This is a genomic window from Aeromonas bestiarum (assembly GCF_000819745.1).
In the GTDB taxonomy this organism is placed as follows: Bacteria; Pseudomonadota; Gammaproteobacteria; order Enterobacterales; family Aeromonadaceae; genus Aeromonas; species Aeromonas bestiarum.
The window spans coordinates 24,908-51,347 of the sequence record NZ_CDDA01000037.1 but is presented as its reverse complement, the minus strand read 5'-3'; the positions used below and the strand labels follow the sequence as shown (position 1 = coordinate 51,347).

At 62.0% G+C, this 26,440-nt stretch carries 23 protein-coding genes; 9 read left to right on the top strand and 14 right to left on the bottom strand.

Annotation, left to right across the window (positions count from 1 at the left end; genetic code table 11):
- Window positions 1–76 precede the first annotated feature (76 nt).
- The 5 genes from argH to argC form a co-directional block, all read right to left on the bottom strand.
- On the bottom strand, window positions 77–1,459 hold the full coding sequence (gene argH / locus BN1118_RS18580) for an argininosuccinate lyase (protein WP_043557572.1): 1,383 nt from the start codon (window positions 1,457–1,459) through the stop codon (window positions 77–79).
- A 437-nt stretch (window positions 1,460–1,896) separates the two neighbouring features.
- Window positions 1,897–3,132 carry an argininosuccinate synthase gene (locus BN1118_RS18575; RefSeq protein WP_043557456.1) on the bottom strand — a complete coding sequence of 412 codons (1,236 nt, stop codon included), beginning with the start codon at window positions 3,130–3,132 and terminating at the stop codon, window positions 1,897–1,899.
- A gap of 57 nt (window positions 3,133–3,189) precedes the next feature.
- Entirely contained in the window at window positions 3,190–4,107 is a 918-nt protein-coding gene (locus BN1118_RS18570; protein WP_043557455.1) for an ornithine carbamoyltransferase, read from the bottom strand.
- Between the two features lie 25 nt (window positions 4,108–4,132).
- Window positions 4,133–4,912 carry an acetylglutamate kinase gene (gene argB, locus BN1118_RS18565; protein ID WP_043142293.1) on the bottom strand — a complete coding sequence of 260 codons (780 nt, stop codon included), beginning with the start codon at window positions 4,910–4,912 and terminating at the stop codon, window positions 4,133–4,135.
- A gap of 23 nt (window positions 4,913–4,935) precedes the next feature.
- Window positions 4,936–5,943, bottom strand: a complete 1,008-nt coding sequence (gene argC / locus BN1118_RS18560; RefSeq protein WP_043557454.1) for an N-acetyl-gamma-glutamyl-phosphate reductase — start codon at window positions 5,941–5,943, stop codon at window positions 4,936–4,938.
- Window positions 5,944–6,221: 278 nt separating this feature from the next.
- Here argC and argE point away from each other — a divergent pair, with 278 nt between their 5' ends.
- The 4 genes from argE to BN1118_RS21920 all read left to right on the top strand — a co-directional run bounded on the left by argE (window position 6,222) and on the right by BN1118_RS21920 (window position 11,759).
- Window positions 6,222–7,367 (top strand): acetylornithine deacetylase, encoded by a 1,146-nt coding sequence (gene argE, locus BN1118_RS18555; protein ID WP_043557453.1) that lies wholly within the window; start codon window positions 6,222–6,224, stop codon window positions 7,365–7,367.
- Between the two features lie 214 nt (window positions 7,368–7,581).
- Window positions 7,582–10,215, top strand: coding sequence for a phosphoenolpyruvate carboxylase (ppc, locus tag BN1118_RS18550; protein ID WP_043557452.1), 2,634 nt, complete (start codon window positions 7,582–7,584; stop codon window positions 10,213–10,215).
- Between the two features lie 110 nt (window positions 10,216–10,325).
- Entirely contained in the window at window positions 10,326–10,724 is a 399-nt protein-coding gene (locus BN1118_RS18545; protein WP_043557450.1) for a hypothetical protein, read from the top strand.
- Window positions 10,725–11,132: 408 nt separating this feature from the next.
- Window positions 11,133–11,759, top strand: a complete 627-nt coding sequence (locus BN1118_RS21920; protein WP_156995121.1) for a hypothetical protein — start codon at window positions 11,133–11,135, stop codon at window positions 11,757–11,759.
- A 182-nt stretch (window positions 11,760–11,941) separates the two neighbouring features.
- Here BN1118_RS21920 and BN1118_RS18540 read toward each other — a convergent pair whose 3' ends face one another.
- Together BN1118_RS18540 and metB are read right to left on the bottom strand one after the other, a co-directional pair.
- A complete protein-coding gene (locus tag BN1118_RS18540) occupies window positions 11,942–14,398 on the bottom strand; it encodes a bifunctional aspartate kinase/homoserine dehydrogenase II (RefSeq protein ID WP_043557449.1) in 2,457 nt (818 codons plus the stop codon).
- The gene (gene metB, locus BN1118_RS18535) at window positions 14,398–15,570 is read right to left on the bottom strand and encodes a cystathionine gamma-synthase (protein ID WP_043557448.1); all 1,173 of its coding nucleotides are present in this window, start codon (window positions 15,568–15,570) and stop codon (window positions 14,398–14,400) included. The genes BN1118_RS18540 and metB overlap by 1 nt, the downstream gene beginning before the upstream one ends.
- A 210-nt stretch (window positions 15,571–15,780) precedes the next feature.
- On the opposite strand from metB, the gene metJ reads away from it, so the two are divergent.
- From metJ to BN1118_RS18520, 3 genes are all read left to right on the top strand, one after another.
- Window positions 15,781–16,104, top strand: a complete 324-nt coding sequence (gene metJ, locus BN1118_RS18530; protein WP_005315809.1) for a met regulon transcriptional regulator MetJ — start codon at window positions 15,781–15,783, stop codon at window positions 16,102–16,104.
- Between the two features lie 39 nt (window positions 16,105–16,143).
- Entirely contained in the window at window positions 16,144–16,902 is a 759-nt protein-coding gene (locus BN1118_RS18525) for an AraC family transcriptional regulator (RefSeq protein WP_043557571.1), read from the top strand.
- A gap of 84 nt (window positions 16,903–16,986) precedes the next feature.
- On the top strand, window positions 16,987–17,325 hold the full coding sequence (locus BN1118_RS18520; RefSeq protein WP_043140821.1) for a tRNA-binding protein: 339 nt from the start codon (window positions 16,987–16,989) through the stop codon (window positions 17,323–17,325).
- Between the two features lie 70 nt (window positions 17,326–17,395).
- On the opposite strand, the gene BN1118_RS18515 is transcribed toward BN1118_RS18520, so the two are convergent.
- From BN1118_RS18515 to nudE, 3 genes are all read right to left on the bottom strand, one after another.
- The gene (locus BN1118_RS18515; protein ID WP_043557446.1) at window positions 17,396–18,667 is read right to left on the bottom strand and encodes an aromatic amino acid transport family protein; all 1,272 of its coding nucleotides are present in this window, start codon (window positions 18,665–18,667) and stop codon (window positions 17,396–17,398) included.
- 406 nt (window positions 18,668–19,073) lie between these two features.
- Window positions 19,074–19,895 carry a 3'(2'),5'-bisphosphate nucleotidase CysQ gene (gene cysQ / locus BN1118_RS18510; protein WP_042868960.1) on the bottom strand — a complete coding sequence of 274 codons (822 nt, stop codon included), beginning with the start codon at window positions 19,893–19,895 and terminating at the stop codon, window positions 19,074–19,076.
- Between the two features lie 45 nt (window positions 19,896–19,940).
- Entirely contained in the window at window positions 19,941–20,594 is a 654-nt protein-coding gene (nudE, locus tag BN1118_RS18505) for an ADP compounds hydrolase NudE (protein ID WP_043557444.1), read from the bottom strand.
- Between the two features lie 147 nt (window positions 20,595–20,741).
- Between nudE and yrfG the strand changes: the two genes are divergently transcribed.
- Window positions 20,742–21,410 (top strand): GMP/IMP nucleotidase, encoded by a 669-nt coding sequence (gene yrfG / locus BN1118_RS18500; RefSeq protein ID WP_043557443.1) that lies wholly within the window; start codon window positions 20,742–20,744, stop codon window positions 21,408–21,410.
- Between the two features lie 134 nt (window positions 21,411–21,544).
- On the opposite strand, the gene tyrS is transcribed toward yrfG, so the two are convergent.
- Complete coding sequence (gene tyrS / locus BN1118_RS18495) at window positions 21,545–22,813, bottom strand: tyrosine--tRNA ligase (RefSeq protein WP_043557441.1); 1,269 nt, start codon at window positions 22,811–22,813, stop codon at window positions 21,545–21,547.
- Window positions 22,814–22,972: 159 nt separating this feature from the next.
- Between tyrS and BN1118_RS18490 the strand changes: the two genes are divergently transcribed.
- Window positions 22,973–23,794 carry a helix-turn-helix transcriptional regulator gene (locus BN1118_RS18490; protein ID WP_043557440.1) on the top strand — a complete coding sequence of 274 codons (822 nt, stop codon included), beginning with the start codon at window positions 22,973–22,975 and terminating at the stop codon, window positions 23,792–23,794.
- A gap of 62 nt (window positions 23,795–23,856) precedes the next feature.
- On the opposite strand, the gene exeN is transcribed toward BN1118_RS18490, so the two are convergent.
- From exeN to exeL, 3 genes are all read right to left on the bottom strand, one after another.
- Complete coding sequence (gene exeN / locus BN1118_RS18485; protein ID WP_043140799.1) at window positions 23,857–24,615, bottom strand: GspN family type II secretion system protein ExeN; 759 nt, start codon at window positions 24,613–24,615, stop codon at window positions 23,857–23,859.
- Between the two features lie 97 nt (window positions 24,616–24,712).
- Window positions 24,713–25,204 carry a GspM family type II secretion system protein ExeM gene (exeM, locus tag BN1118_RS18480; RefSeq protein WP_043557439.1) on the bottom strand — a complete coding sequence of 164 codons (492 nt, stop codon included), beginning with the start codon at window positions 25,202–25,204 and terminating at the stop codon, window positions 24,713–24,715.
- A complete protein-coding gene (gene exeL, locus BN1118_RS18475; protein ID WP_156995119.1) occupies window positions 25,201–26,385 on the bottom strand; it encodes a GspL family type II secretion system protein ExeL in 1,185 nt (394 codons plus the stop codon). The genes exeM and exeL overlap by 4 nt, the downstream gene beginning before the upstream one ends.
- Between the last annotated feature and the right edge of the window lie 55 nt (window positions 26,386–26,440).

The window sequence follows — 26,440 nt, the reverse complement described above, 5'->3', positions numbered from 1 at the left end:
GCAATCGAGGTCGGCAGGCGATGGCACAGATATAAAAAGAGGGCCTGAGCCCTCTTCGTTTCATTCAACTTGGCAATCAGCCGCGCTTGGCCAGCCACTGTTCGGCGGTGGTGAGGGCCGCATCCACCAGCTCGCGGGCGACACCGCCTTTGGCGACCCGCTTGGCCAGGGTCGCTTCCAGCTCCAGATTGGGATAGACATCCTCGCCGATGACAGGGCTGAAGCGCTGGAACTCAGGCAAAGAGAGATCTTCCAGCGGCTTCTTCACCTCAAGCGCATAGACCACTGTCTCGCCGACGATATGGTGCGCCTCACGGAAGGGAATCCCCTTGGCCACCAGATAGTCTGCCAGCTCGGTGGCGTTGGCGTAGCCGCCCTGGGCCGCCGCCTTGGTGCGTTCGACGTTCACTTTCAGATCGATCAGCACCAGCGCCGCCATATCGAGGCAGTCGTGCCAGGTGTCGAGGGCATCGAACAGCCCTTCCTTGTCTTCCTGCATGTCCTTGTTGTAAGCCAGCGGCAGCGCCTTGAGGCTCATCAGCATGCCCATCTGGGCGCCCACTACCCTGCCTGTCTTGCCACGAATGAGCTCAAGCGCATCCGGGTTCTTCTTCTGCGGCATCAGCGACGACCCCGAGGTCACTGCATCGGATAACTCCACGAAACCCGCCTCCCCCGTGTTGTAGAAGATGAGATCCTCGGCAAAGCGCGACAGGTGAGTCATGGAGAGGGACGCCACGTGCATCAGCTCCACCACGTGATCCCGATCGGAGACTGAATCCAGGCTGTTGCGGGTGGCGCCGCCAAAGCCCATGTCCAGCGCCAAGGCTTCGCGGTCGATGGCATAGGCGGTGCCCGCCAGGGCGCCGCAGCCGAGCGGGCTGATGTCGAGGCGCTTCAGCGCATCCTGCAGGCGGGAATGGTCCCGCTCCAGCATCTCCACATAGGCCAGGGCCCAATGGGCGAAGGTGACCGGCTGGGCGCGCTGCAAGTGGGTGTAGCCGGGCAGCACGGCGGCCTGATTGGCGCGGGCGGAGGCGACCAGTCCGGCTTGCAGGGCAGTGATGGAGGCGAGCAGCAGCTCACCCTGCGCCTTACACCAGAGTTTGAGGTCGGTGGCGACCTGATCGTTGCGCGAACGACCTGTGTGCAGCTTCTTGCCCAAGGAGCCGACGGCATCGATCAGCTTCCCTTCGACCCAGGAGTGAATGTCTTCGGCGTCGGAGCTCAGGATCTGCTGGGGATCCTGCTGCACCGAGGCCAGCAGCACCTCCATCGCCTGCTGAAGCTTCCCTTGCTCGGCCGCGGTCAATACGCCCACTTTCACCAGCGCCTTGGCCCAGGCCATGGAGCCCTGGATATCCTGCTCCGCCAGCCGGTAATCAAACCGCAGCGAATCGTTGAACTGCTTGAACCTGCTGTCTGCTCCCTGACTGAAGCGTCCACCCCAAAGTGCCATACTGCTCTCCTTGAATGCGTTGTCGGCAGGCGCCTTGCGCCTGCCGTACTGGCGCGACCCCTTGGCCTGCGCGCTGAAATCTTGCCCTGTATTTTTCTGCATAACAGTGCGGTGGTGATCGATGCTGTTGCCGTTGGTCACGTCACATCCAGCAACTGCGAACCGGTTCCCTCTCCCTCTGGGAGAGGGCCAGGGTGAGGGTATGGTTGGCTACCACCCCCTCATCCCCAACCCTTCTCCCACAAGGGGAGAAGGGAGCAAAACACACCAACATCATTCGGAAACTGGCCCTGTTATCTCACAGAAGCAGCCGAGGTGCTGCCGCTCTTGTCACAGCTCACCAGTTATCCCTGTGAGAACCAGGTCGCCGCTTAGCCGCTTATAAGTGAGGGGGCCAAGCCCCCTCACCGATTTTCTGCGGCTTGAAACCTCAAGGCTTAGCCGTGGGTGTGATCACCGCCGATGGCCTGATGCTGCTCCTTCATGGCGCGGATCCGGCTGGCCAGGGTGTAGAGACGGATAAAGCCTTCGGCATGGCTCTGGTCGTACACCTCGTCGGCACCGAAGGTGGCGAAGTCTTCGGAGTAGAGGCTGTTCGGCGACTTCTTCTGCACTGCTGTGACCTGACCCTTGTACATCTTCAGGATCACTTCGCCGTCGAGATCCTCGGCGATGGCGTTGGCGGAGGCGACAATGGCCTTGCACAGCGGGGTGAACCAGCGACCGTCATAGACCAGGTGGGAGAACTCGGCACCCAGCTTCTCGCGCCAGGCGCGGGTCGGTCTGTCCAGTACCAGCTCTTCCACGGCGCGCAGTGCAGCCACCATGACGGTACCACCCGGAGTCTCGTAGCAGCCACGGGACTTCATGCCCACCATGCGGTTTTCGGTGATGTCGATGCGGCCGACGCCGTGCTTGCCGGCACGCTCGTTCAGGGTCATCAGGATCTGGTGCGGGGTCAGCGGCTGGTCGTCAACGGCGACCACTTCACCCTGAGCCACGGTCAGCTTGACGTATTCCGGCTCGTTCGGTGCCTGCTCGGCGGAGACGGTCCACTGCCAGACCGCTTCGGACGGCTCGTTCCAGGTGCTCTCCAGCTCGCCACCCTCGGTGGAGATGTGCCAGGCGTTGGCATCGCGGCTGTAGATCTTCTTCAGGGTCGCCTTGCAGGGGATGTCGCGGGCTTCCAGATAGGCCAGCAGATCTTCACGGGAGCGCATGTCCCACAGACGCCAGGGGGCGATCACCTTCAGTTGCGGGGCCAGGGCCGCCACGGCGCCTTCGAAACGCACCTGATCGTTGCCCTTGCCGGTGCAACCGTGGGAGATGGCGTCGGCGCCTTCCGCCAGGGCCGCGTCCACCATGGCCTTGGCAATGATGGGACGCGCCATTGAGGTGCCGAGCAGGTAGGTGCCTTCGTAGACGGCCCCTGTCTTCAGGGTCGGATAGACGTACTCCTTGACGAACTCTTCGCGCAGATCCTTGACGATGCACTTGGTGGCGCCGGAGGCGATGGCCTTCTGCTCTATCCCTTCCAGATCGTCGCGCTCCTGACCCACGTCGGCGACGAAGGCGATGATTTCCGCATCATAGTTCTCTTTCAGCCAGGGAATGATGGCCGAGGTATCCAGTCCGCCCGAGTAAGCCAGTACTATCTTGTTGATTCCGCTCATTTTACTTCTCTCCATGATGATTCGATAAAAGGTTGTGCTTCAGGTTCGGTTGCCGCGTTACTTGTGACCCTGTCCAAACAGGGTCAGCAGCACGGCGTTCTGGATATGCATACGGTTCTCGGCCTCGTCCATGATGAGGGAGGCTGGGCCATCCATGACCTGGGAGGTGATCTCCAGCCCCCGGTGCGCCGGCTGGCAGTGCAGCACATGCTGGATGCCGGTGCGGTCGAGCAGAGCCTGGTTGATCTGATAAGGCATAAAGATATCTTTTACCTGCTCCATTGGCGTGTTGTCACCCATGGAGACCCAGGTATCGGTGTAAACCACGTCAAACCCTTCGATATCCCCCACGTCATCGCTGATGTGAATGGTGGCGCCGGAATCGGCCGCCAGCGCCTGGGCCTGCAGGAAGATCTGGGTATCCGGGCCGTGGCCCTTGGGGCAGATCAGGGTCACATCGGTGCCGAGCGTCGCCCCCAGCAGCAGCAGAGAGTGGCTGACGTTGTTGCCATCGCCCAGATACGCCAGTTTCACCTTGGACAGATCCGCGTAATGCTCGGCAATGGTCATAAAGTCGGCCAGCCCCTGGCAGGGGTGGTAGAGGTTGCACAGGCTGTTCACCACGGGCACTGTGCCATGCTCCGCTAATCCAACAAGCGTCTGGTGGTCGAATACCCGCGCGACTATGGCGTCACACCAGCGCGACAGGTTGGCGGCAAAGTCCTGCACCGATTCGCGCTTGCCCAGCGCACCGTTCTGTTGATCCAGATAGACGCTGTGGCCACCGAGTCTGGCGATGCCGATGTCGAAGGTGACCCGGGTACGTAGGGAGGGCTTCTCGAACAAGGTGACCACGCTCTTGCCCGCCAGCGCCTGGCTGTACTTTTTCGGATCTGCCTTGACCGATTTGCCCAGGGCGATCAGCGCCAGGATCTGGGATTTGTTCAAGTCGCTGTCTTTCAGAAGATGTTGCATCGGATGTTCCTTTTTCCGGCCAGGGTTAGAGGGTGACCTGGGTGCCGACGGCACCACCGGCCAGCAGCTTGAGCAGTTGATCCGGGTAACGCCAGCTGGCCACACAGACCGGTTTGCCGAGGGTCTCGGCAGCATGCAGCGCGGCTTTCACCTTGACCGCCATGCCATCGCTGATCACCCCCTTCTCCATCAGATCCAGTGCGGTCGCCTTGTTCAGCTGCGGCACCAGCTTGCCCTTGCCATCCAGGATGCCGCTCACGTCCGACAGCATCACCAGATCGGCGCCGAGCGCCTCGGCAATGGCGGTGGCCGCTTGATCCGCGTTGACGTTCATCAGCTGGCCATCGGCCGTGATGCCGATGGAGCTCACCACCGGCAGGAAGCCCTGCCCCAGTATGCCGGTCACCAGCGCCGGGTTGCCCGGTTTGCAGTCGCCGACCGCACCGAGATCCGGGTCGAGCTGGGTTACCTGACACAGGCCGCCATCGGCGAGGCAGAGCCCCACGGCCGGAATGCCGGTGGCGATGGCCTTGGCCATCATCTGCTTGTTGGCGGTCCCCGCCAGGGCGCCGGCGATAAAGGGGATCTGCTCGAACGGGGTCACCCGCAGGCCGTTCTTCTTGGTGGAAGTCAGACCCAGCCCCTTGAGCAGGTCATCCACCAGGCAGCCGCCGCCGTGCACCAGCACCAGGGGTCTGTGTTGCTCATCCAGAAAGGTTTTGAGGGTGGCGAACAGGGCGGTCAGCGCCTCGTCGTTCTCGATCAGGGCACCACCCAACTTGATTACCAGCGTCTGTTTGTCCATCGTTGCAATCCTTCCTTAAGTCCTTAAATCAGGCCGGTGGCCGGTTCAAATCCGAATTTGATATTTATGCATTGCACAGCCTGGGAGGCGGCGCCCTTGAGCAGATTGTCGATGGCGGAAACCACCACCAGCATGTTGCCCTGCTGTTGCCAGGCGATATCACAGTAAGGGGTGCTTGCCACGCCACGGATGGAGGGCATCTGGCCGGTGAGGCGCACCAGCGGCTTGCCTTCGTAAGCCTTGAGGAAGGCCTGATCCACCTGGGTCGGCGTCACGCCGTCCGCCAGCTGCACATAGATGGTGGCCAGGATGCCGCGCACATAGTTGCCGAGGTGGGGCTGGAACAGCACCTCGCAGCCCAGGTGGTGGCTGATCTCAGGCTGGTGTCTGTGGTTGAAGGTGCCGTAGGGATTCAGGCTCACTTCGCAGAAGCTGGTGTTGATGGCAGCCTTGCGACCGGCGCCGGAGACACCGGACACGGCGTTGATGATGGGCTGCCACCCCTTGGCGATCAGGCCGGCCTGCTGCAGCGGCTTGAGGGCACACAAGGAAGCGGTCGGGTAACAACCCGGCACAGCAATCAGCTGGGCGGCGGCAATGGCATCGGCATTCCACTCCGCCAGACCGTAGACGGCCTGATCCAGCCACTGCTCGCTCTGGTGGGTGAAGCCATAGAAGCTGTCGTAGAAACCTTGATCCTTGACCCGGAAGGCACCGGAGAGATCGAACACCGGCAGACCCTTGGCCAGGAACTTGGGTGCAAGCTCGGCACTCACCTCGTGGGCGGTGGCCAGCAGCACCAGATCGGCCTGGGTCAGGATCCGGGTCATGCCATCCTCGTCCAGCGGCAGCAGCGGCTGATCCAGCGCGCCGACCCACTGGGGATGCAGGGAAGAGAAACGCTTGTGTGCATCCTGGCTGCCGGCCGACACATAGAGGCCGAACAGCTTGAGTTGAGGGTGGTTCTGGACCAGTGCGGCCAGTTCGGCTCCCGCGTAGCCACTGGCACCGACGATAACGGTGTTAAGCATTATTGAGTATTCCAAGTCAGGGTTCGAAATTCACAGCATGGTGCTGCAGATGGTGCAAGGGGTGAGGAACCGCCCCTTTGACGCAACGCGTGCGGAGGGGCAATTCAGGCGGGTGTGTGTCGTCGGTTATAGATCAGGTGACAGAACATTAACTTTCCCTTACAACTAGAAGCCTTGTCGATGAGCCAGATATTCAGGCAAACTCACAGAATATTAATGCACTCACTTTGCATTTGTATTTTCTAACAGAAACATTCCGGGGACGCAAGGAGGAGCTGATGGCCAATCTGGATTTTTTTGCACTTTATAAGAATATTATTGCGATTCCCTCCATCAGCAGCACGGATCCCCGCTGGGATCAGAGCAACGAGGCGGTGATCCGGCTGCTGGCCGACTGGTTCGGCCAGCTCGGTTTTCAGTGCGAGGTGACCGCCCTGCCGGATCTGCCGGGCAAGTTCAATCTGGTGGCGACGATCGGTCAGGGCGAGGGCGGCCTGCTGCTGGCGGGCCATACAGATACAGTCCCGTTCGACGAGGGCGCCTGGAGCAAGGATCCCTTCAAGGTGACCGAAGAGGGCAATCGCCTCTACGGCCTCGGCACCATAGACATGAAGGGTTTCTTCGCCTTTATCGTCGAGGCGCTCAAAGAGATAGATCTCACCACCCTCAGCAAGCCGCTGCGCATCCTGGCCACCGCCGATGAAGAGACCACAATGGCGGGCGCCCGCGCCATCGCAGCGGCGGCCGAGCTGAAACCCGACTACGCGGTGATCGGCGAGCCCACCGGACTGGTGCCCGTGGTGGCCCACAAGGGGCACATGTCGGAGGCGATCCGCATCACGGGCAAGAGCGGTCACAGCTCGGATCCCGCCAACGGCGTCAATGCGCTGGAGATAATGCACCAGGCCATGGGGCGGGTGCTGCGCCTGCAGCTGCGCCTGGAAGAGACCTATGCCGACTACAGGTTCGCGGTGCCGCAGCCCACGCTGAATCTGGGATACATCCAGGGGGGCGACAGCCCGAACCGCATCTGCGGTTGCTGCGAGCTGCACATCGACATGCGCCCCACCCCGCAGGTGGGGCCGGACGAACTGATGGGCATGCTGAAGGAGGCACTCGCCCCCATCGAAATCCACCAGCCGGGCTGCCTGCACCTGCAACACCTGCACGAGCCCATCCCCGCCTATGCCTGCGCGGACGACTCTGTGCTGGTGCGCGAGGCCGAGAAGGCGAGCGGGCACAAGGCGGAGTCGGTGAACTATTGCACCGAGGCGCCCTTTATCCAGCAGCTGGGATGCCAGACAATCGTGCTGGGCCCGGGCCATATCACCCAGGCCCATCAGCCGGACGAATACCTGGATCTCTCCTTCGTCAAACCGACCACGGCTGTGCTGCAACACCTGATCCGCCGGTTTTGCCTCTGAATTGACGGGAATGTAAGTAAGTTACATAACATGCCGCCTCGGGACAGGTGAGGGAAATACATGTTCTGAATCGGCCTGTTATTTGACCTTGCGCAGACAATCTGGGTAGATTGTCACCCTAAGATGACGGAGCATATGTTGTAATCACACAACAATAAGTGAGGCTGTCTCTCACCTCGGATGGAGAGAGACACCAACCAGATAAGGATGTGGAATGAACGAAAAGTACGCCGCGCTACGCGCCAACGTAGGCATGCTGGGTCAACTGCTGGGCAAGTCCATCAAGGATCATCAGGGACAGGCCTTCCTCGACAAGATCGAAACCATTCGCCAGTTGGCCAAATCCTCCCGCAAAGGCAATGAAGCAGACCGGGAACGTCTGCTCGATACCCTGCGCACCCTGAGCGATGACGAGCTGCTGCCGGTGGCCCGCGCCTTCAGCCAGTTCCTCAACCTGGCCAACGTGGCCGAACAGTTCCACACCATCTCCCGCCGCTGCGAAGAGCAGGTCTGCACCCCGGATCCGCTGGAGCAGATGTTCGCCAAGCTCAAGGCCTCCAACCTGTCACAGGAAGCCATCATCCAGGCCGTGCGCGAGCTGGATATCGACCTTGTGCTGACCGCTCACCCGACCGAGGTGACCCGTCGCACCCTGATCCACAAGCACGTGCAGCTCAACGACTGCCTGGAGGCGCTGGAACTCTCCGATCTGCTGCCCCGCGAGCGGGACAAGATCCTCAATCGCATCGAGCAGCTGGTCAATCAGGCCTGGCACACCAACGAGATCCGCGAGCAGCGTCCGACCCCGGTGGACGAAGCCAAGTGGGGCTTCGCCGTGGTGGAAAACAGCCTATGGCCGGCCATTCCCGAATTCATGCGCAACCTGGACGAGCGGCTGCAACAGCACCTGGGTGTGCGGCTGCCGCTGGATGCCGCGCCGGTCAAGTTCACCTCCTGGATGGGCGGTGACCGTGACGGCAACCCCTTCGTCACCGCCAAGGTGACCGCAGAAGTACTGGAGCTGGGCCGCTGGATGGCGGTCAACCTGTTCTACAAGGACATCAAGGAGCTCACCTCCGAGCTCTCCATGTCCGACTGCACAGACGCAGTGCGCGAGCGGGTGGGCGATCACCCAGAGCCCTACCGCGCCCTGGTGCGCGAGCTGCGTGAACAGCTGCGCGAGACCCAGGAATTTCTCACCGCCAAGGTGCAGGGTCAGGCGAGCGAGAGCCGGGATCTGGTCAAGACCACGGCCCAGCTGCGCGAGCCGCTGGAGCTCTGCTACCACTCGCTGCACGCCTGCGGCATGGGCAACATAGCCGACGGCATGCTGCTGGACGTGCTGCGCAAGCTGGCCTGTTTCGGCATCCATCTGGTCAAGCTGGACATACGTCAGGATGGCGAGCGTCACGGTCAGGTCTTCTCCGAGCTGACCCGTTACCTCGGCATGGGTGACTACGCCGAGTGGAGCGAGGACGACAAGCAGGCCTTCCTGCTCAACGAGCTGAACTCCCGCCGTCCGCTGATCCCGACCGACTGGGAACCGAGCGACGAGACCCGCGAGACCATAGACACCTGTCGGGTGATCGCCGGTCACGATCCTGATGCCTTCGGCATCTACATCATCTCCATGGCCGGCGCACCGTCCGACGTGCTGGCGGTGCAGCTGTTGCTCAAAGAGGCCGGTTGCAAGTTCCGCATGCCGGTCGCCCCGCTGTTCGAGACCCAGGAAGACCTGATGGCGGGCACCGCCGTGATGGAGCGCCTGCTGTCGGTGGACTGGTATCGCGGCTACATCCAGGGTCGTCAGTACGTGATGATCGGCTACTCCGACTCCGCCAAGGACGCGGGCATGATGGCCGCCGGCTGGGCCCAGTACGCCGCCATGGAATCCCTGGTGGCACTGGCCGAGGCCAACAAGCTGCGCCTCACCCTGTTCCATGGCCGTGGCGGTACCGTCGGCCGTGGCGGCGCCCCCGCCCATCAGGCGATCCTGTCACAACCACCGGGATCCCTGCGCGGCGGCCTGCGGGTGACCGAACAGGGCGAGATGATCCGCTTCAAGTTCGGCCTGCCGAAAGTGGCCATCCACAGCCTGAACCTCTACACCAGCGCCGTGCTGGAAGGGAACCTGCTGCCACCGCCCAAGCCGAAGGAGTGCTGGCGCGCCGTGATGGAGCAGCTGGCCACCGTCTCCTGCGATCACTACCGCAGCATAGTGCGCGGCCATCCGGACTTCGTGCCCTACTTCCGTGCCGCCACCCCCGAGATGGAACTCGGCAAGCTGCCGCTCGGTTCGCGCCCCTCCAAGCGCAAGCCCAACGGCGGCGTCGAGAGCCTGCGCGCCATCCCCTGGATCTTCGCCTGGACCCAGAACCGGCTGATGCTGCCGGCCTGGCTCGGTGCCCACAAGGGACTGCAGCAGGCCATCACAGACGGTCAGAAGAGCGTGCTGGAAGAGATGAGCCGCCAGTGGCCCTTCTTCCGCACCCGCCTCGAGATGCTGGAGATGGTGTTCCTCAAGGCCGACGTCTGGCTGGCCGAGTACTATGACACCCGTCTGGTACCCAAGGAGCTGTGGGGCCTGGGCAAACAGCTGCGCCAGGAGCTTGCCGACTCCATCCAGGTGGTGCTGGAGCTGCGCCCGCAGGGCGACTTGCTCGACGACCAGCCCTGGATCAAGGAGTCCATCAAGCTGCGCAACCCCTACACTGACCCGCTCAACGTGCTGCAGGTCGAGCTGCTGGGCCGCTCGCGCAACCATGCCGAGATCCTGCACCCCGAGCTGGATCAGGCGCTGATGGTCACCATCGCCGGTATTGCCGCAGGCATGCGCAACACGGGTTGATGGCTGACAGGCCGCAACGCACATAGAACAAAGGGCGCCAGATTGGCGCCCTTTTCGCAGGTATTTAATTGCCGCATAATAACTTCATCTTCAATGGAGGACGCCTGTCCATGCGCCTACTCTATCTGCTGGTTCTCTTCGCCTCTTTCACGGCGGGTGCCAATACCGACGACACCATAATGGTCTGTGATGAGCTGATAACCAAAGCCAAAACCTATTCCACCATGCCGCCGGCCACCCTCAAAAAGCTAAGGGACGCGGCCATGGAGGCAACACTGGAAGATTTTCGCCAGGAGTATGGTTCCGCCGTCGATGATGCTGTGACTCAACTGCTGGCGACCAACCTCTCTCGGGAACAGGTGCAATTCCAGGTGCTTCGTCAGTTGCGCATTTTTCAGGGCATGTTGATCAACATGGGGTTGAACCTGAATGGAGTTGAAGATCCCGCCCCATGGGAAAAGTTTCGTCAGGACTGCATCACCTCGAACGGCCAGTGGCCTGCCATGTGATTGCCTGCCCGGCACTTGGCACACACCTTTGCCTGCCGAACTCCCCCAGTCATTTCTGCTAGCACTCTGCGATTCAGGGAGTTGCGTCGTGCGGTATCAGCCATGACATACCCCATTGTGCGGCAGTTCCCAACTGAAAAGGCTCTGATATGGCACATTTTTACACAGTAGATTTTCAAGTTATTTATATCAATACAACTAAACATATAATTAATTGCATTCTGGATTTTTAAGCTTCATTTAAAATAAAACTTTTAAACAGGTTGAAAATTTCACATGCAGTGATAGTTAGAACATACCCAACCATATATAACACAAAAGATTAAAAATAAACAATGCAATCCTCCATATGGCATGTGTGACAATATACCAAGTTGATATAATATCATTTTTATTTGGAGGGTTACCATGAAGAGCATATTTCTAGCCATTCTGGCGATATCGCTGACCACTCACTATGCGTATGCTAAAGATGGCTATGTTCACGATAGCTTTAGTTCTGGTTCACTGTCAGGCTGGCAGGTTTTTGATAACACCTCTGACAAGGCAAATATTAGTACCGAGAACAGTACGTTACGCATAATTGCTCAAGGCAGCTCACAGAGCTTTGCGTTCGCAGGAGTCGAAAAACTCATCACCCCGACCACAGATCTGTCCTTGAGCGTTGTAATGCAGGGGGATTTCAGTAATCTGTCAGAAAGTAATTCTCGGGCATATGTGGCAATCAACAACGAAGATGGCAGTGACGCTCTTCAGGTCTACATTGGTCGAGATGGCAATGATGTTTGGACATCTCAGGTCTGTACTGGTGGAACATGTACCTCCCCCAAAGGGAAATATATAAATATGTCCAAGGTTCGCGTAACGATTATTAAGATGGACGGAACACTGAAAATATCTGTGAATGGCACACCTATTTACTCAGAGTCAACATCAATACAAAAAGTAGGAAAGATCACTCTTGGTGGTGGCGGGAGAGCTAACAAACAAGCATTCCCTGTGTATTTCAATGAATTCAGCTTGCATGTAATGTAACTACAAATACGCTACTTCTGTAAATATATAGATATGGGTCACTTTCCACTCCATATTTCACTTACAAAGAGGGGAATAAAACCTACATCAACGGAACTGATAGAACCTACATAAAAAAAGGCGCCACTATGGCGCCTTTTTTTATTCGGTTAGATAGGTGGATCACACTCCCCACATGTGCCTTAGAGGGAGGCACAGATCTGCCAGAGATCGTACTGGATGGCGGCGGCCGTCACTTCCCGGCCTGCGCCCGGCCCTTGAATGACCAGCGGGTTGGTGCGGTAGCTGTCGCTCTCGATGGCGAAGATGTTGTCGCACGGCAGCAGGTTGGCGAACGGGTGGTGGGGCTCCAGCGCCTCCAGTCCGACCCGCGCCTTGCCATCGTGCTCGAAACGGGCGACGTAGCGCAGCACCTTGCCGAGGCGCTTGGCTCCTTCGAAGGCTGACTGGATCGGGCCGTCCAGCTCGCTCAGCCTGTCCATGAACTGATCCGTGCTCACCTTGCGCAGAGGCACGGGTACCAGGTTCTCCAGCTCGATATCGGCGGAGTCGAGCTCGAAGCCCGCCTCCCGCGCCAGGATCAGCAGCTTGCGACGCACATCCTGGCCGGAGAGATCCTCGCGAGGATCCGGCTCGGTCAGGCCGTGCTGCCACGCCTCGTCCACCAGTTCGGAGAAGGGGCGGCTGCCGTCATACTGCTGGAACAGCCAGGAGAGGGTGCCGGAGAAAATGCCGGAGACCCCCTGGATGCGGTCGCCGCTCTGGCGCAGCATCTGGATGCTGGACTGGATCGGCAGCCCGGCGCCCACGGTGGCGTTGTAGCGCCACTGCACCTGATGGTCGCGGCAGCTCTGCTTGATGCGCTGGTAGAACTCGCTGTCGGCGGCACCGGCAAACTTGTTGGCCGCTATGATGTGGATGCCGAGCTGGGCGAAGTCCGGGTAGTAGCGACTCACCGTCTCGCTGGCGGTCATGTCGAGCGCAACCAGGGTATCGAAGCTGTGCTGCTCAAGCTGAGAGAGCAACTCCGGCCAGATCAGCGGTTTGGGGTTGAACTTGTCCTGCACCTTGAGGGGATCCAGCCCCTCTTCGTCCAGCAGGCCCCCTTCCGAGCTGAACACCCCGTAGAGAGTCAGCGCCAGATTGAGTTCATGTTCGAGGCGCGCCTTCTCGCGGCCATAGAGGCTCAGCCAGTGGCCGCCTATGTTGCCCTTGCCGAACACCACCAGCCCGACCCGGGTCGGGCGGCTGAACAGGGCGCTGTGCAGAGCGATAAGCAGGGGCTCCAGCACCACCTGGCGCACGACGGCCACCAGACTCAGGCCATCTCTGGCCACCTGCACGAACTCCAGCGGCTGATCCGCCAGCAACTGATAGAAACGGTGACACTGCTCGGCGTTGTCGGTCACCCCGGCACCCACCAGGGCCACCAGACTGAATCCCTCTTTCTGGATCAGGCCGGTGAAGCTGCCCTGCAGCTGGAAGTCGCGCAGCAGCTCGAACGCCCCTTCCGCCACTTCCAGGGTGTAGGCCAGACGCAGCACCCGCCGATCCGGCTGGCGCTGCAGGGTAAGCGGGTTAAGGCGGTGGCGGGCCAGATGGGCCTCGATGGCCGCCACCGTCTGATCAAAATGGGTCTGCGGCAGCACTTTCAGCTCGATCAGGGCGATCTGGTCCACCGAGGAGACGATGCGGGCGCCGCCGGAGCGCGGCGCCCGGCGCAGTATGTGAGTGCAGCCCTCATCCGGGTTGTAGCTGCAGCGCAGGGTGAGGCGCTGGCGACTGTCGGCCACGGGTTGCAGGGTGCGCGAATGCAGCACCGAGGAGCCGAGACGGGCCAGCTCGTTCGCTTCGGCCAGGCTCAGACGCTCCAGCAGGCGCGCCTCCTTGACCCGGCGCGGATCCGCGCTGTAGACACCGGCCACGTCGCTCCAGATGGTGGTGGATTCGCCGTCCGCCAGCAGGGCCAGCAGGCTGGCGCTGTAGTCGGAGCCGTTGCGACCGAGCAGCAGGGAGCGCCCCTCCATGTCGGCGGCGATGAAACCTGTCACCACTATGCGACCGGCATGTTCGGCCAGCCGCGCCTTGAGCAGTTCGCTGGAAAGCGCAGTATCCACCTTGACCAGGGCACCGTCCTCGGCGCGCAGGAAGCTGCGGGCATCGAGCCAGATGGCCTTGTCGCCGCGGCTGGTGAGCAGGGCCGCCAACAGGCGCGCCGACCACACCTCGCCAAAGGCGAGCAGGCCGTTGCGGGCGAAGCGGTCAAACTGCCCCTCCAGGGTCTTGGCGATCAGCTGCATGTCATCGGCCAGCTGCTGGCTCAAGTCGAGCTGCAACTCCCCCTCCAGCAGACCGTCGATCAGGCTCTGCTGATAGGCGTGCAGGGCCGTGATGGCTTCACCGGCGGCCTCGTCCCCCGCCTCGGCCAGCTCCACCAGCTGGATCAACCGGTTGGTGGTCTTGCCAGCGGCAGAAACCACGATCAGTTCATCTCCGCCAACCTGCTGCTCGACGATAGCCGCGACCCGGCGATAGCAGACCGGATCCGCCAGACTGCTGCCACCAAACTTGTGTACATGGCGCCGCTTCAATCCTGCTTCTGTTGCCACCGTGATCTCTCCTTGTTGCTGCTGTTCCATTACTTCGCTACCTGCTCTGCCTGCTGCGCCTGTTCAAAAGCCTGAGCCAGATCGGCCACCAGGTCTTCACCGTGTTCAATGCCGACCGACAGCCGCAACAGCTGGGCGCTGATGCCCGCCGCCTGCTGCGCCGCCGGTGTCATGGCCCTGTGGGTCATGCTGGCCGGATGGGCCACCAGACTCTCCACCCCGCCGAGGGACTCGGCCACCGAGAAGAGGGTGAGGGCCGCGAGGAAGGTGCGCAATCCGGCCTCGCTGCAATCGAGTTCAAAACTTAGCATGGCGCCGAAGCCGGACTGTTGACGGCGCGCAATATCGTGGCCCGGATGGGTCGGCAGGCTGGGGTGATAGATTTTTTTGACCAGCGGCTGTTGCTGCAGGAAGGCAAGGATGCGATCCGTGTTCTCCTGATGGGCACGCAATCTGGGAGCCAGGGTGCGCAGGCCGCGCAGGGTGAGGTAGGAGTCGAACGCCCCGGAGGTGAGCCCCAGGCAGTTGGCCCACCATACCAGCGACTCGGCCAGTGGCTGCTCCTTGGCAATGGCCACGCCGCCCACCACGTCTGAGTGGCCGTTGATGTACTTGGTGGTGGAGTGCACCACCAGGTCGGCACCGAGTGCCAGCGGCTGTTGCAGCAGCGGCGAGAGGAAGGTGTTGTCCACCACCACCTGGGCCCCCACTTCATGGGAGGCGGCGGCGATAGCGGCTATGTCCACCACCCGCAGCAGGGGGTTGGAGGGAGTCTCTACCCACACCAGTGCCGGCTTCTGCGCCAGGGCCTCGGCCAGCGCGGCTTCATCCCCCTGATCGACGAACTGCACCCGGTAGTGGCCCTTGGCCGCCAGATACTCGAACAGGCGCCAGGTGCCGCCGTAACAGTCGTGGGGGGCGATCAGCAGATCCCCCGCCTTGAGCAGGGCCGTCGTCACCAGATGGATGGCGCCCATGCCGGTACCGGTCACCACGGCACCGGCGCCCCCTTCCAGCGCCGCCAGCGCGTCCGCCAGATTGGTGCGGGTCGGGTTGCCGGATCGGGCATAATCGTATTGACGGGGCTCGCCAAAGTCGGCAAAGGTGTAGTTGCTGGAGAGGTAGATGGGCGGCACCACGGCACCGTACTGTGTGTCTGTCTCAATCCCGGTGCGTACCGCCTGGGTGGCCTTGTGGGTCATGTCACTCTCTCCTTGAACTGTCGCTGGGCGATGGCCGCTCTGCCTCTGCCACGGCTATCCTGCCATTGCTGGCCAATGGTGAACCACCTTACGCCAGCATAAAAAAGCCGTCAACACTTCTAGACGTCTAAATGGCTTTGCTGTTGGATTGCCATTAATTTCCACAAGGGTTAAAATCCGCGCTCACGGCCAAACGAGAACAGGTGGATCATGGGTACAGAGTGGAACGGCGACTACGTCAGCCCCTACGCGGAACACGGTAAGAAGAGCGAACAGGTCAAGAAGATTACCGTCTCGATCCCGCTCAAGGTGTTGAAGGTGTTGACCGACGAGCGCACCCGTCGCCAGGTGAACAACCTGCGTCATGCGACCAACAGTGAGCTGCTCTGTGAAGCCTTCCTGCACGCGTTCACCGGCCAGCCGCTGCCCTGCGACGACGATCTGCGCAAGGATCATCCGGACAGCGTCCCCGCCGAGGTGCGCGCCATCATGGAAGCGCTGGGCAAAGAGATCGAAGATTTCGACGCAGAGTAATACCTGCGACCTATGCCAAACAGCAATCCCTCTTTGAAGATGACGCGGCCCAGTGCCGCGTCATTGCTATCCGCGGCCTCCCCCTTCAGCCTGCGCCGCTACCAGAGTGACATCTGCAGCCACAGCCACGACTTCGCCCAGCTGGTGATCCCTCTCGGTGGTCCCATTGAGATCGAGGTGCAGGGCCAGGGGCGTCGCCTCGCCCCCGGTTTTGTCTGCGTGATAGCCCCCGGCGAGCGGCACGACTACGCCGCCGATCCGGCCCTCTCGTTTCTGGTGCAGGAGAGCGACTGGCTGCCCGGCGATCTGGCGGCCCACCCCTTCATCGAGCTGGACGAGCCCCAGCGCCACTACCTCGCCTTCCTGTACCGCATGGTGGCAGCGGGGCGCCAGGTGGCGGGCATGGAGCAGGTGTGGCTCTCCCTGCTGGCACAAGGGCAAGGAGTGCACTCCTCTGCTCTCCCTCGTCTTGCCGCCCGTATCCTCAAGGTGCAGCGCCATATCGAGGCCCACCTCGCCGAGCCCCTCGGCAATGAGCGGCTCGCCGCCATCGCCTGCCTCGGTCAGAGCCAGTTCAAGCACGCCTTTCGCCAGCAGCTGGGGATGAGCGTCTCCCACTACATACGGGCACGGCGCATGACGCTGGCACGCACCCTGCTTGCCCACACCCAACTGCCCATTGGCGAGATCGCCAGTCGCTGCGGCTACCAGAATCAGGGGGCTTTCGCCGAGCGCTTCCTGACCGAGAGCGGGCTGACCCCTTCCCTCTGGCGCCAGCAAAACGGCCTTCTGCCGTAACAGGGCGGCCAGTCACCGAAGACAGCCAGCGCCGTTTCGAGGCATGCTGAGGCCAATGCAAGGTGTGTGAAACGAGGAGCCAAGATGCAGACCATTAGCTGGCAGGATTTCGAGATGGTAGAGCTGAGAGTGGGCACCCTGGTGCGGGTCGAGCCCTTCCCAGAGGCGCGCCGGCCCGCCTACAAGGTGTGGGCGGATTTCGGCCCCGAGCTCGGGGTACGCAAGAGCAGCGCCCAGATAACGGATCTCTATCGCCCGGAGGATCTGGTGGGCCGCCAGATAGTCGCCGTGGTGAACTTTCCCCCCAAACAGATAGGCCCCATCCAGTCGGAGTTTCTGCTGACCGGTTTCTACCGGGCCGACGGCGCCGTTGTGATGGCCATCCCGGAGCAGGCGGTGGAGAACGGCGCCAAGCTGGGCTGATGCCCTTGGCCCCATGAAAAAAGAGAGGCGACCCCGGGGTCGCCTCTCTCATTTTTGCCGCAGCGCGCTGTTACTTCAACAGGCTGAAGATCAGCGCCGAGACCGCCAGCGACCCGGTCAGCAGGATGAAGCCGTTGGTCCAGCCCTGGCGAAAGCGGGCCAGCGCCTCCACCTTGTAGATGGCCACCACCGGCATGATGAAGAGGATCATGGCGATGACGGGGCCGGAGAGGGTCTCCATCAGACCCAGGATGCCCGGGTTGATGACGGCGGCGCCCCAGATGGCAAAGAACATCAGGACTATGCCGAGCCGGTCCGCCTTCGCCAGCGGCAGGCCGGTGGGCTTGGCGATCAGGCTTTTCAGGCTCTCGCGGGCACCGAGGAAGTGGCCGAGGAAAGAAGTGCTGATGGCGATGAAGGCGATGAGCGGCCCCAGCGTCACTATCACGGGGTTGTCTGTGATGTTGGCGAGATAGGAGAGCACGGAGACGTTCTGCGCCTTGGCCTCGGCCAGCTGGGCCGGGGAGAGGCTCAGCACGCAGGAGAAGACGAAGAAGAGCACGAAACCCACCAGCATGATGGTGGTATTGCGCAGGATCAGGCCGCTCTTGGCCTCGGCCTGCTCGCCATATTCCCGCCGCTGCACGTTGGCAAAGCCCGAGATGGCGGCGGCATGGCTGAAGGCGAACACCGTGACCGGCAGCGCCAGCCAGACGGTGTTGAGGAAGCTGCCGCCCTCAAAGGCAGTCATTTGTGGCCACTGCCACTGGGGAATGAGATAGCAGGAAAGCGCCGCCAGAATGGCCGCCAGCGGATAGACCATGAAGGCAAACGCCCGCAGCATCGCCTTCTCCCCCGCCATCATCACGGCGATCATGGCGAACACCAGCAGGCCGGAGAGCATCACCCGGTTCGGGGTGGCCATGCCGAGCTGGTTGACCATGAAGCTCTCCACCGTGTTGGTCAGCCCCACCCCGTAGATCAGCAGGATCGGGAAGATGGAGAGGAAGTAGAGCGCCGAGATGAGGCGACCGGCCATCTTGCCGAAGTGCTCCTCGGCTACCTCGGTGAAATCGGCGTGAGGGCGGGAGGAGGAGAGCACGAAGCGCGCCAGCCCGCGATGAGCCAGAAAGGTCATGGGGCCGGCCAGCACGGCCACTATGACCAGGGGCCAGATCCCGCCCAGACCCAGGTTGATGGGCAGAAACAGTATGCCGGCGCCGACGGCGGTACCAAACAGGCTGATCGCCCAGTGGGTGTCATGGCGACGCCAGCGGCTGGTGCTGGCAACGGCGGGCTGGGAACCGGACAAATCCTTTACAACGTCTACAGATAAACTCATTACTAATCCACATTTTGTCAGTATTTTAATCTGAGCTTATTGTGGTTTATCAGGATTTAATTCTCAAAAAGCGGGACTGAAACATATCACTACCATAACGGGCTTCAACCAGTGATATTGGGAATCCAATCGGGATCACAGAATCGAGTAAAACTACAAAACTCAACTTTAATGGAATATTGAACCAAATTTTCATTCATACTCACTTTTTTATTTTGCCCAATGGATCGTTTGCAGAATTACCTGAAAAATCATGCCAATTACCCAAGAAGGATTGTGATCATCCACTGTCATTCTCGTGATTTGCCAGCGGATATCCCTGCTCATCTGCGATAAAACCAGCGGATCACACCAAGCAAACAGGCGGCCCTGAGGCCGCCTGTTTGTGTCGTCTGGCGACAGCGCATCAACCCGCCTGATGGGCCAGGATCTTGCCCCAGGCGAGATCCGGATCCCCCATGACGATGAAGTCCGGGTTCTCCAGCGACTCGGTTTCATTGTAACTGAGCGGCTGCAGCGCCAGGCTGAGGATGCGGCCACCCGCCGCCTCGACGATGCACTGGGCGGCGGCGGTATCCCACTCGCCGGTAGGACCGAGCCGCACGTAGCAGTCGGCCGCCCCTTCCGCCACCAAGCAGGACTTGAGGGAGCTGGAGCCGAGCGGGATCAGCTCGTAGTTGATGGCCGGATTGAGACGACGGGTCAGGTTCTCCAGCTTCTGGCGACGGCTGATGGCCACCACCAGCGAATCGGGCTGATCGTGTTCGTGGTGCATGGCGCTGATGGGCAAGGTCTCGCCGTTCACCTCCTTGAAGGCGCCGTGGCCGCGCACCGCCCAGTAGAGCACGTCGGATTCGGGGGCATAGATGACGCCGAGCACGGGCACATTATCCCGCACCAGGGCGATCAGGGTGGCGAAGTCGCCGCTGCCGGCGATGAACTCACCCGTGCCGTCGAGGGGATCCACCAGCCAGTACTGCCGCCAGTTGGCTCGCAGACTGAAGGGCACATCGGCCGCCTCTTCGGTCAGCACGGGCACATGGGGGGTGAGCGCCGACAGCGCCTGTTTGAGGTAGGCATCGGCAGCAAGATCGGCACTGGTGACCGGGGTCGCATCCTCCTTCAGCTGACGCTCGAACTGACCGCCGTGATAGATTTCGTGAAGGATACGCCCCGCTTCGCGGGCGATCTCCTTGACCCCAGGAACCCAGGCCAACAACTCCTGCATCTTGTTATCCTCTGTTTTTATTTATTGCCTTTGCCCAGGTTTGGGCTAGTTTTCCTGCTCCGCCAGCCACTTCTGGGCCAGCAGCAGGGCACTGATGCTGCGCGACTCGCTGAAGTCGGGTCGTGCCAGCAATTCGTCGATACGGTTGAGGGGCCAGGGGATCACCTCGAGGGGTTCGGGCTCATCGCCGATCCGTTGCTCCGGGAAGAGATCCCGCGCCAGCAGTATGTCCATCCGGCTGGAGAAGTAACCCGGCGCCAGCGACACCTGCTTGAGGGGGATCAGGCTGTTGGCGCCGAAGCCCGCCTCCTCCATCAGCTCCCGGTTGCCCGCCTCGAAGGCGTTCTCGCCCGGGTCGATCAGCCCTTTGGGGAAGCCCAGCTCGTAAGAGTGGGTGCCCGCCGCGTACTCGCGCACCAACAGCAGGGTGTGGGCATCGAACAGGGGCACCACCATGACGGCGCCCCGGTTGCCACCGCGCATCCGTTCGTAGACCCGCTCTTCCCCATTGCTGAATTTCAGATGCAGGGATTCCACCTTGAACAGCCGGCTCTCGGCCACTATCTCGGCCTTGAGGATCTCCGGTTTGCTCTTGTCATGCGCCATCTTCTCGACACTGAGGATCTCCGGTTTGATCTTGTCATGCGCCATCTTCTCGACACTGAGGTATTCGGGCTTGCTCTTGTGGTGGTCACTCATCGGGCGCTGGCTGCTCGTTAAAAAATCGTGCTTCAAGAGTAAACGACTCCCCGAGCGAACACCACGGGGCAAAGCGGCGAAAGCGGACGGAAAAATCGTTATAATGCCGCCCCGTTTTCCTTCCCCTCATTGACCGCGAGAAGCCCCATGCCGACCCCCTTGCCCTGGCACCAGATAGACACAGTCCTGCTCGATATGGATGGCACCCTGATCGATCTCCATTTTGACAACCACCTCTGGCAGCAACTGGTGCCGGAGCGTTACGCCGAGCGCCTCGGCTTGCCACTGGTGGAGGCCAAGGCGCGGATCGATCGGCACTATCACGCCGTCAGCGGCACCCTCGACTGGTACTGCGTGGATTACTGGAACCAGACCCTGGGGCTGGACATACGCACCCTCAAGCAGGAGCTGCTGGAGAAGATCCGGTGGCGGCCCAACGCCATCCCCTTTCTGGCCGAGCTGCGGGCGGCAGGCAAGCGGCTGGTGCTCTTTACCAACGCCCACCCCGCCAGCCTGTCGGTCAAGGATGCGCAGCTGGGGCTGTCTGATCATCTGGATCTGATGGTGAGCACTCACGAGCTGGGCTGGTCCAAGGAGAGCCAGCACTGCTGGCAGGCGCTGGCGGAACGGCTGGCGTTCGAGCCGGCCCGCACCCTGTTTGTGGATGACAGCGAGCGGATCCTGCGCGCCGCCGCCGACTACGGCATCGGCTATCAGCTCGCCATCCAGAACCCTGACAGCCGCCAGCCCGAGCAGCACATCACCGCCTTCCCGGCGATCCGTGACTATGCCGAACTGCTGCCCCTCACCCTCTGAACATCAAAAAATAAGCCGCTAATCATCTTCTCCGTGATGCCGGGCAACTGCTGCTGGCAGAGCGAGCCTGCTGACTGCCGCACAATGGAAAGGGCTGCCCGGGCAGCCCTTTCTCGTTGCTATGGCGCGACAGGCTACTCTGCCCACGCCACCAGCTGGTACTGCTTCTTGCCCCGGCGCAGCAGCAGGTAGCGCTCAAACAGCCGATCCTCTGCACTCAGCTGCTCATCCTGCTTGATGGCGCCATTGAGACTGATTGCCCCCGCCGCCAGCAGTTCGCGGGCGATGCGCTTGGATCTCGCCAGACCGCTCTCGACCAGCAGGCTGACCAGATCCGTCTCGCCACCGACGGTGCAGCTCGGCATGCCGTCTTGCGCCAGCTGGGCAAGATCGCTCTCGCCAAGGCGCGCCACCTCGCCGCTGAACAGCAGCTCGCTGATGCGACGCGCCGCCGCCAGCGCCGCCTTGCCGTGCACCAGTTCGGTCAGCTCGTCCGCCAGCACCTGCTGGGCCTGCTTGCGCCCCTGCCGCTGGGCATCTTCCGCTTCCAGCTCGGCAATCTCGGCCAGCGACATAAAGCTGTAGTAGCGCAGGAAGCGGTAGACATCCTCATCCGCGGTGCCGAGCCAGAACTGGTAGAAGGCGTAGGGCGAGGTGAGCGCAGGATCCAGCCAGACCGCCCCCCCCTCTGTCTTGCCGAACTTGGTACCGTCCGCCTTGGTGATGAGCGGCAACGTCATGCCGTACACCTGGGCCTGATGCAGACGGCGGGCGAGATCCATGCCGCTGGTGATATTGCCCCACTGATCGTTGCCACCGATCTGCAGGGTGCAACCGAGCCGCTGGTTGAGCACCGCAAAATCCTGGGATTGCAGCAGGGTGTAGGAGAACTCGGTAAAGGAGATGCCCTGATCCGGACGGGCCAGCCGCTGGCGCACCGATTCCCGCGCCAGCATGGCGTTGACCGAGAAGTGCTTGCCGATGTCGCGCAGAAAATCGAGGGCCGACATCTGCCCCATCCAGTCGCCGTTGTTGACCAGCACAGGGGCTGACAGGCCGTCGCCGGCGGGCAGCAGCGCCTTGATCTGGGACGACAGGCTGGCGACCCAGCCCTGCACGGTTTCGCTGCTGTTGAGGCTGCGCTCGGTCGCCTTGAAGCTGGGATCGCCGATAAGGCCTGTGGCTCCGCCCACCAGGGCCACCGGGGTGTGGCCCGCCAACTGGAAGCGCCGCAGCATCAGGAGCGGCACCAGATGACCTATGTGCAGGCTGCCGGCTGTGGGATCGAACCCGCAGTAGAGGGTACGCGGCGTGGCGAGATGATCGGCCAGGGCCGCCGGGTCGGAATTCTGGGCCACAAGGCCGCGCTCGGTCAGCTCATCGAGCAGGTGGGGGTTGATCATGGGTGCTCCAGCAGCAGGGGAAAAGTGGCCATACTCGCCGCTCTGGTGCGCTGCGGATATGTCCCCTGAGGGACAGTTTTGCCACTCTCGTGCTAGCATCCTGTCATAGTGGGGAGCAGCTCCCCACCCCCGAGAGCCCACCACCATGATTCAACGACCATGACCCAGCCATTCGCCACAGATGCCCTGACCCGCAGCATGACCGAGGTGGTCGATGCCCTGCACGGCAGTGCCTTTCCGGCGGCGCTGGTGCGTCTGATCCAGCAGCAGGTGGCGTTCGATTGCGCCCTGCTGCTCGGGGTCGGGCAGCGCCCCGTCTACCTCTACGACAACCTGAGCCACCAGCGGGCCCTGCTGTTTGACCGCTACCTCACCAGCCACTTCAGCCAGGATCCCTTTATGCTGGCGCTGGAACAGGGTCTGGAGGCTGGGGTCTGGACCCTGGCGCAGGTGTCGCGGGGACGGCTGGATCCCGAGTATCGCCACCACTTCTATCAGGCCACAGGCTGGCAGGAGGAGGTGGGGCTTATTCTGCCGGTGCGGGATGGACTGACGCTCATGCTGTTTCTCGGCCGCCTCGACAAGCGCAGCGTCTTGAGCCGCGGCGAGCTGACCCAACTGGAGGCGATCTTTCCGCTGGTGCACTCCCTCTGCCGCCAGCAGTGGCAGCAGAGCCAACCGCTGTTGGCGGAAAGCCCGGCACTGCCTGACAGTGCCAGTCTGAAGGCCGCGGTGGCGCAGGCCATCGCCAGCGTGGGCGGGGATAGACTCACCCGCCGGGAGCGGCAGGTAGCCGGTCTGCTGTTGCAGGGGCTGGATACCGAGGCGATCGCCGCCGAGCTCGGGATTGGCAGCGGCACGGTGAAGAATCACCGCAAGCATCTTTATGGCAAGCTGCGGCTCGGCTCGCGGGCCGAGCTGTTCAGCTTCTTTCTGAATCACCTGATCACGGCGCCGGTTGGCGACATACAAACCCCATAACGACATAACCCCGCCGAAGCGGGGTTATTTTCATCATGCGTCCACAACACCAGACAGTATCGTCAGATACGCCCCTGGTAGCGCAGCGGGAAGCGCCCCTGACCGTCGGGCTGGCCGAGGAAGGGCAGCCCCTGCTTCATCTGATCCGGCAGTTCCGGGCCCGGTTTGAGGGTGCCCTGGAACAGGTACTGGCGATTGGGCTGCAGCTCCAGCTTGCCCAGCACCTGCACCGCCTCCGAGCCCTGCTTGAGCTCGGCCACCAGCCGGGAGTCGATGCAGGTCAGCTTGAGCTCGGGATCCCCTAGCGGCAGCTTGCCGGCCGGGGTATCGGCATCGGCACCATACCAATGGAGGTTGCCGTAGAGATTGTCACACCAGGGATTGCCCTGGGCAAACTGATCGACCTTGAGCTGCAGTTGGCCCGCCACCGTCAGCGGGAACGGCAACCGCATGGGCACCCGATCCAGCACCCAGGGCGCGGGCACGTTGAGGGTGATGTCGCGACCAAAGGCGGCGCCGTTCCAGCCGACCACGCCCTGGCCGTTGAGGCCGCTGCGATCACCGAAACGCAGGGAGACCTCGGGGGCGAAGCGCAACAGCGACCAGCCGTTGAGCTCCCAGCGCAGCTGGGTCAGCGACTCGCTGGCGTATTGCAGCCGGGCGACCTGGCCGCTCCAGAGGGTGCCGCTCACCCCTTCCAGCTGCACCAGGTTGGGCGGCAACGGCAGATGGCGCACCACCAGGGTGGCTGGCAGTTTCACCAGCAGAAAACCGAGATAGGCCACCAGGAACAGGGCGGCGATCAGTACTTTTTGCTTCATAGAAAACGACTCGATTGCAAATATCTGGCCTTGGCCAGGCCCGGCACCATACCGGGACGAGATGCCGGAAACCGGACTGCGCTAGGCACGCCAGGCGTCATTGGGGACGACTCAACTGCAGGCGTCTGACCTTGACCAGACCCGGCGCCAGATTCTCGCGGGCCACCTCGATGACCTGCACCTGGACGCCGTGCTGATCGGCCAGGCTCGCCAGCCAGATCAGCAAATCATCGAACTGGACCGTATCGATCCACACCTGCAGCTCCTGACCCTGGGGTTGCAGACGGGCAATCTTGATCTTCTGGTTGAAGGCGGTGCGGTTCACCACCCCTTCCAGGGTACCGCTGGTGTCGATCTGGCGGCCCTGACCGCCCTGCATCGCCAGCACCTCTTCCCCCTTCTCCTTGAGCCAAGCGAGGGTCTGTTGCTGGCTCAGCACCTGCCGCTCGCGCTCGGCGATGCGGTTGGCGATGGGTTGCCAGACGATCCAGTAGCAGAACCCGATCAGCAGGCAACTGCCCCCCACGGCCACCAGCCGCTGCTCGCGGGCGCTGATGCTGCGCCACCAGCCTTGTAGTTTGTCCATCATGATGATTTACCCTTCAGCACCAGTGCCCCTTCAACCTTGCCCTCTGTGCTGCGCACCTCGCCCTGCTGCACCTCGAAGCGCTTGCCCGCCAGTTCGCGAAAGCGCTCTATCTCGGCGAAACCGGGCGCCGTCACCTGCAATCTCAGCTCGCCCCTGGCGGCGTCGAAACGCAACACCTGCGGTTTGAGACCCGGCACCTCGGCAAAGGTGGGGGCCAGTTCGGTCAGCAGCAAGAGCACGCCATCCTGCGGGGTCTGCCCCAGCAACTTGAGGTGCTGTGCCATCTGGCTGCGCACGTTGACGATGCGGTTCTCCCCCGGGAAGATGCGGGTGTAGACCTGCCGGATCTCGGCCTTGAGGGCCTTGTCCTGCTCCGCCAGCTGATAAAGATGCATACCGCGCTGGGTCAGCGCCACCAGCAGCAAGAGCCCGGCCACTACGGCCACCTTGCGCCACTGCAGCCAGTAGCGGGAATATTCGGTCTGCGGCCGGTAGGGGCCCTGCAACAGGTTGGCCTGGCAGTTCAGCGCCCCTTTGGCCAGCAACAGCATGGGCAGTTCGGGATCCGCCGCCAGCCAGTTGGCCGCCGGGATCGCCGGCAAGGGGGTATGGCTGTGGATGGTGACGGGGTCGGCCTCGGCCGCCAGCAACATGGCCAGCAGCGACTCGTCGGCCACTATGCCCTGACAGGGGCCCTGACGCAGCAGCCACTCCTTGCCAAGTTGCAGGGCAGACCAGCCGTCGGCAGCGGGCGGCAGGGCCAGCACGTCCGGCAACAGCTGCTGGCTCTTGAGGCCCGCCTGCTGCAGCCAGCCCAGCCAGATCTGCATCTTCTCCTTGTCGACCGCCATCAGGTCCACCTCGTGGCCCTCGTGGCCCAGCACCACCAGATGCAGCTCATCCACGTCGGATGCGATCTGCTCCTCCAGCAGGTAGGGCAAGGCGGCCGCAGCCTGGCGACTGTATTTGCCCGGCAGGCTCACCCGCCGGAAGATAAGATCGCTGCCCGGTACCAGGGTCACCACGGGGCGGCCACCGGCACGCTCCCGCAACTCGCCGAGGGCATGGGCCGAGGCCAGGGTGCCGGAGGCAATGATCTCCTCCTCCTTGGCCGACCACACCAGCCACTCGACCGGTTGCTGCGCATTGGTCCCCAGACGGATGACCAGACTCTCGCTCACAAATATCTCTCCTGCCATTCCCGTCCGCATCCCTCTGGATGGGCGGGAGCGCAGC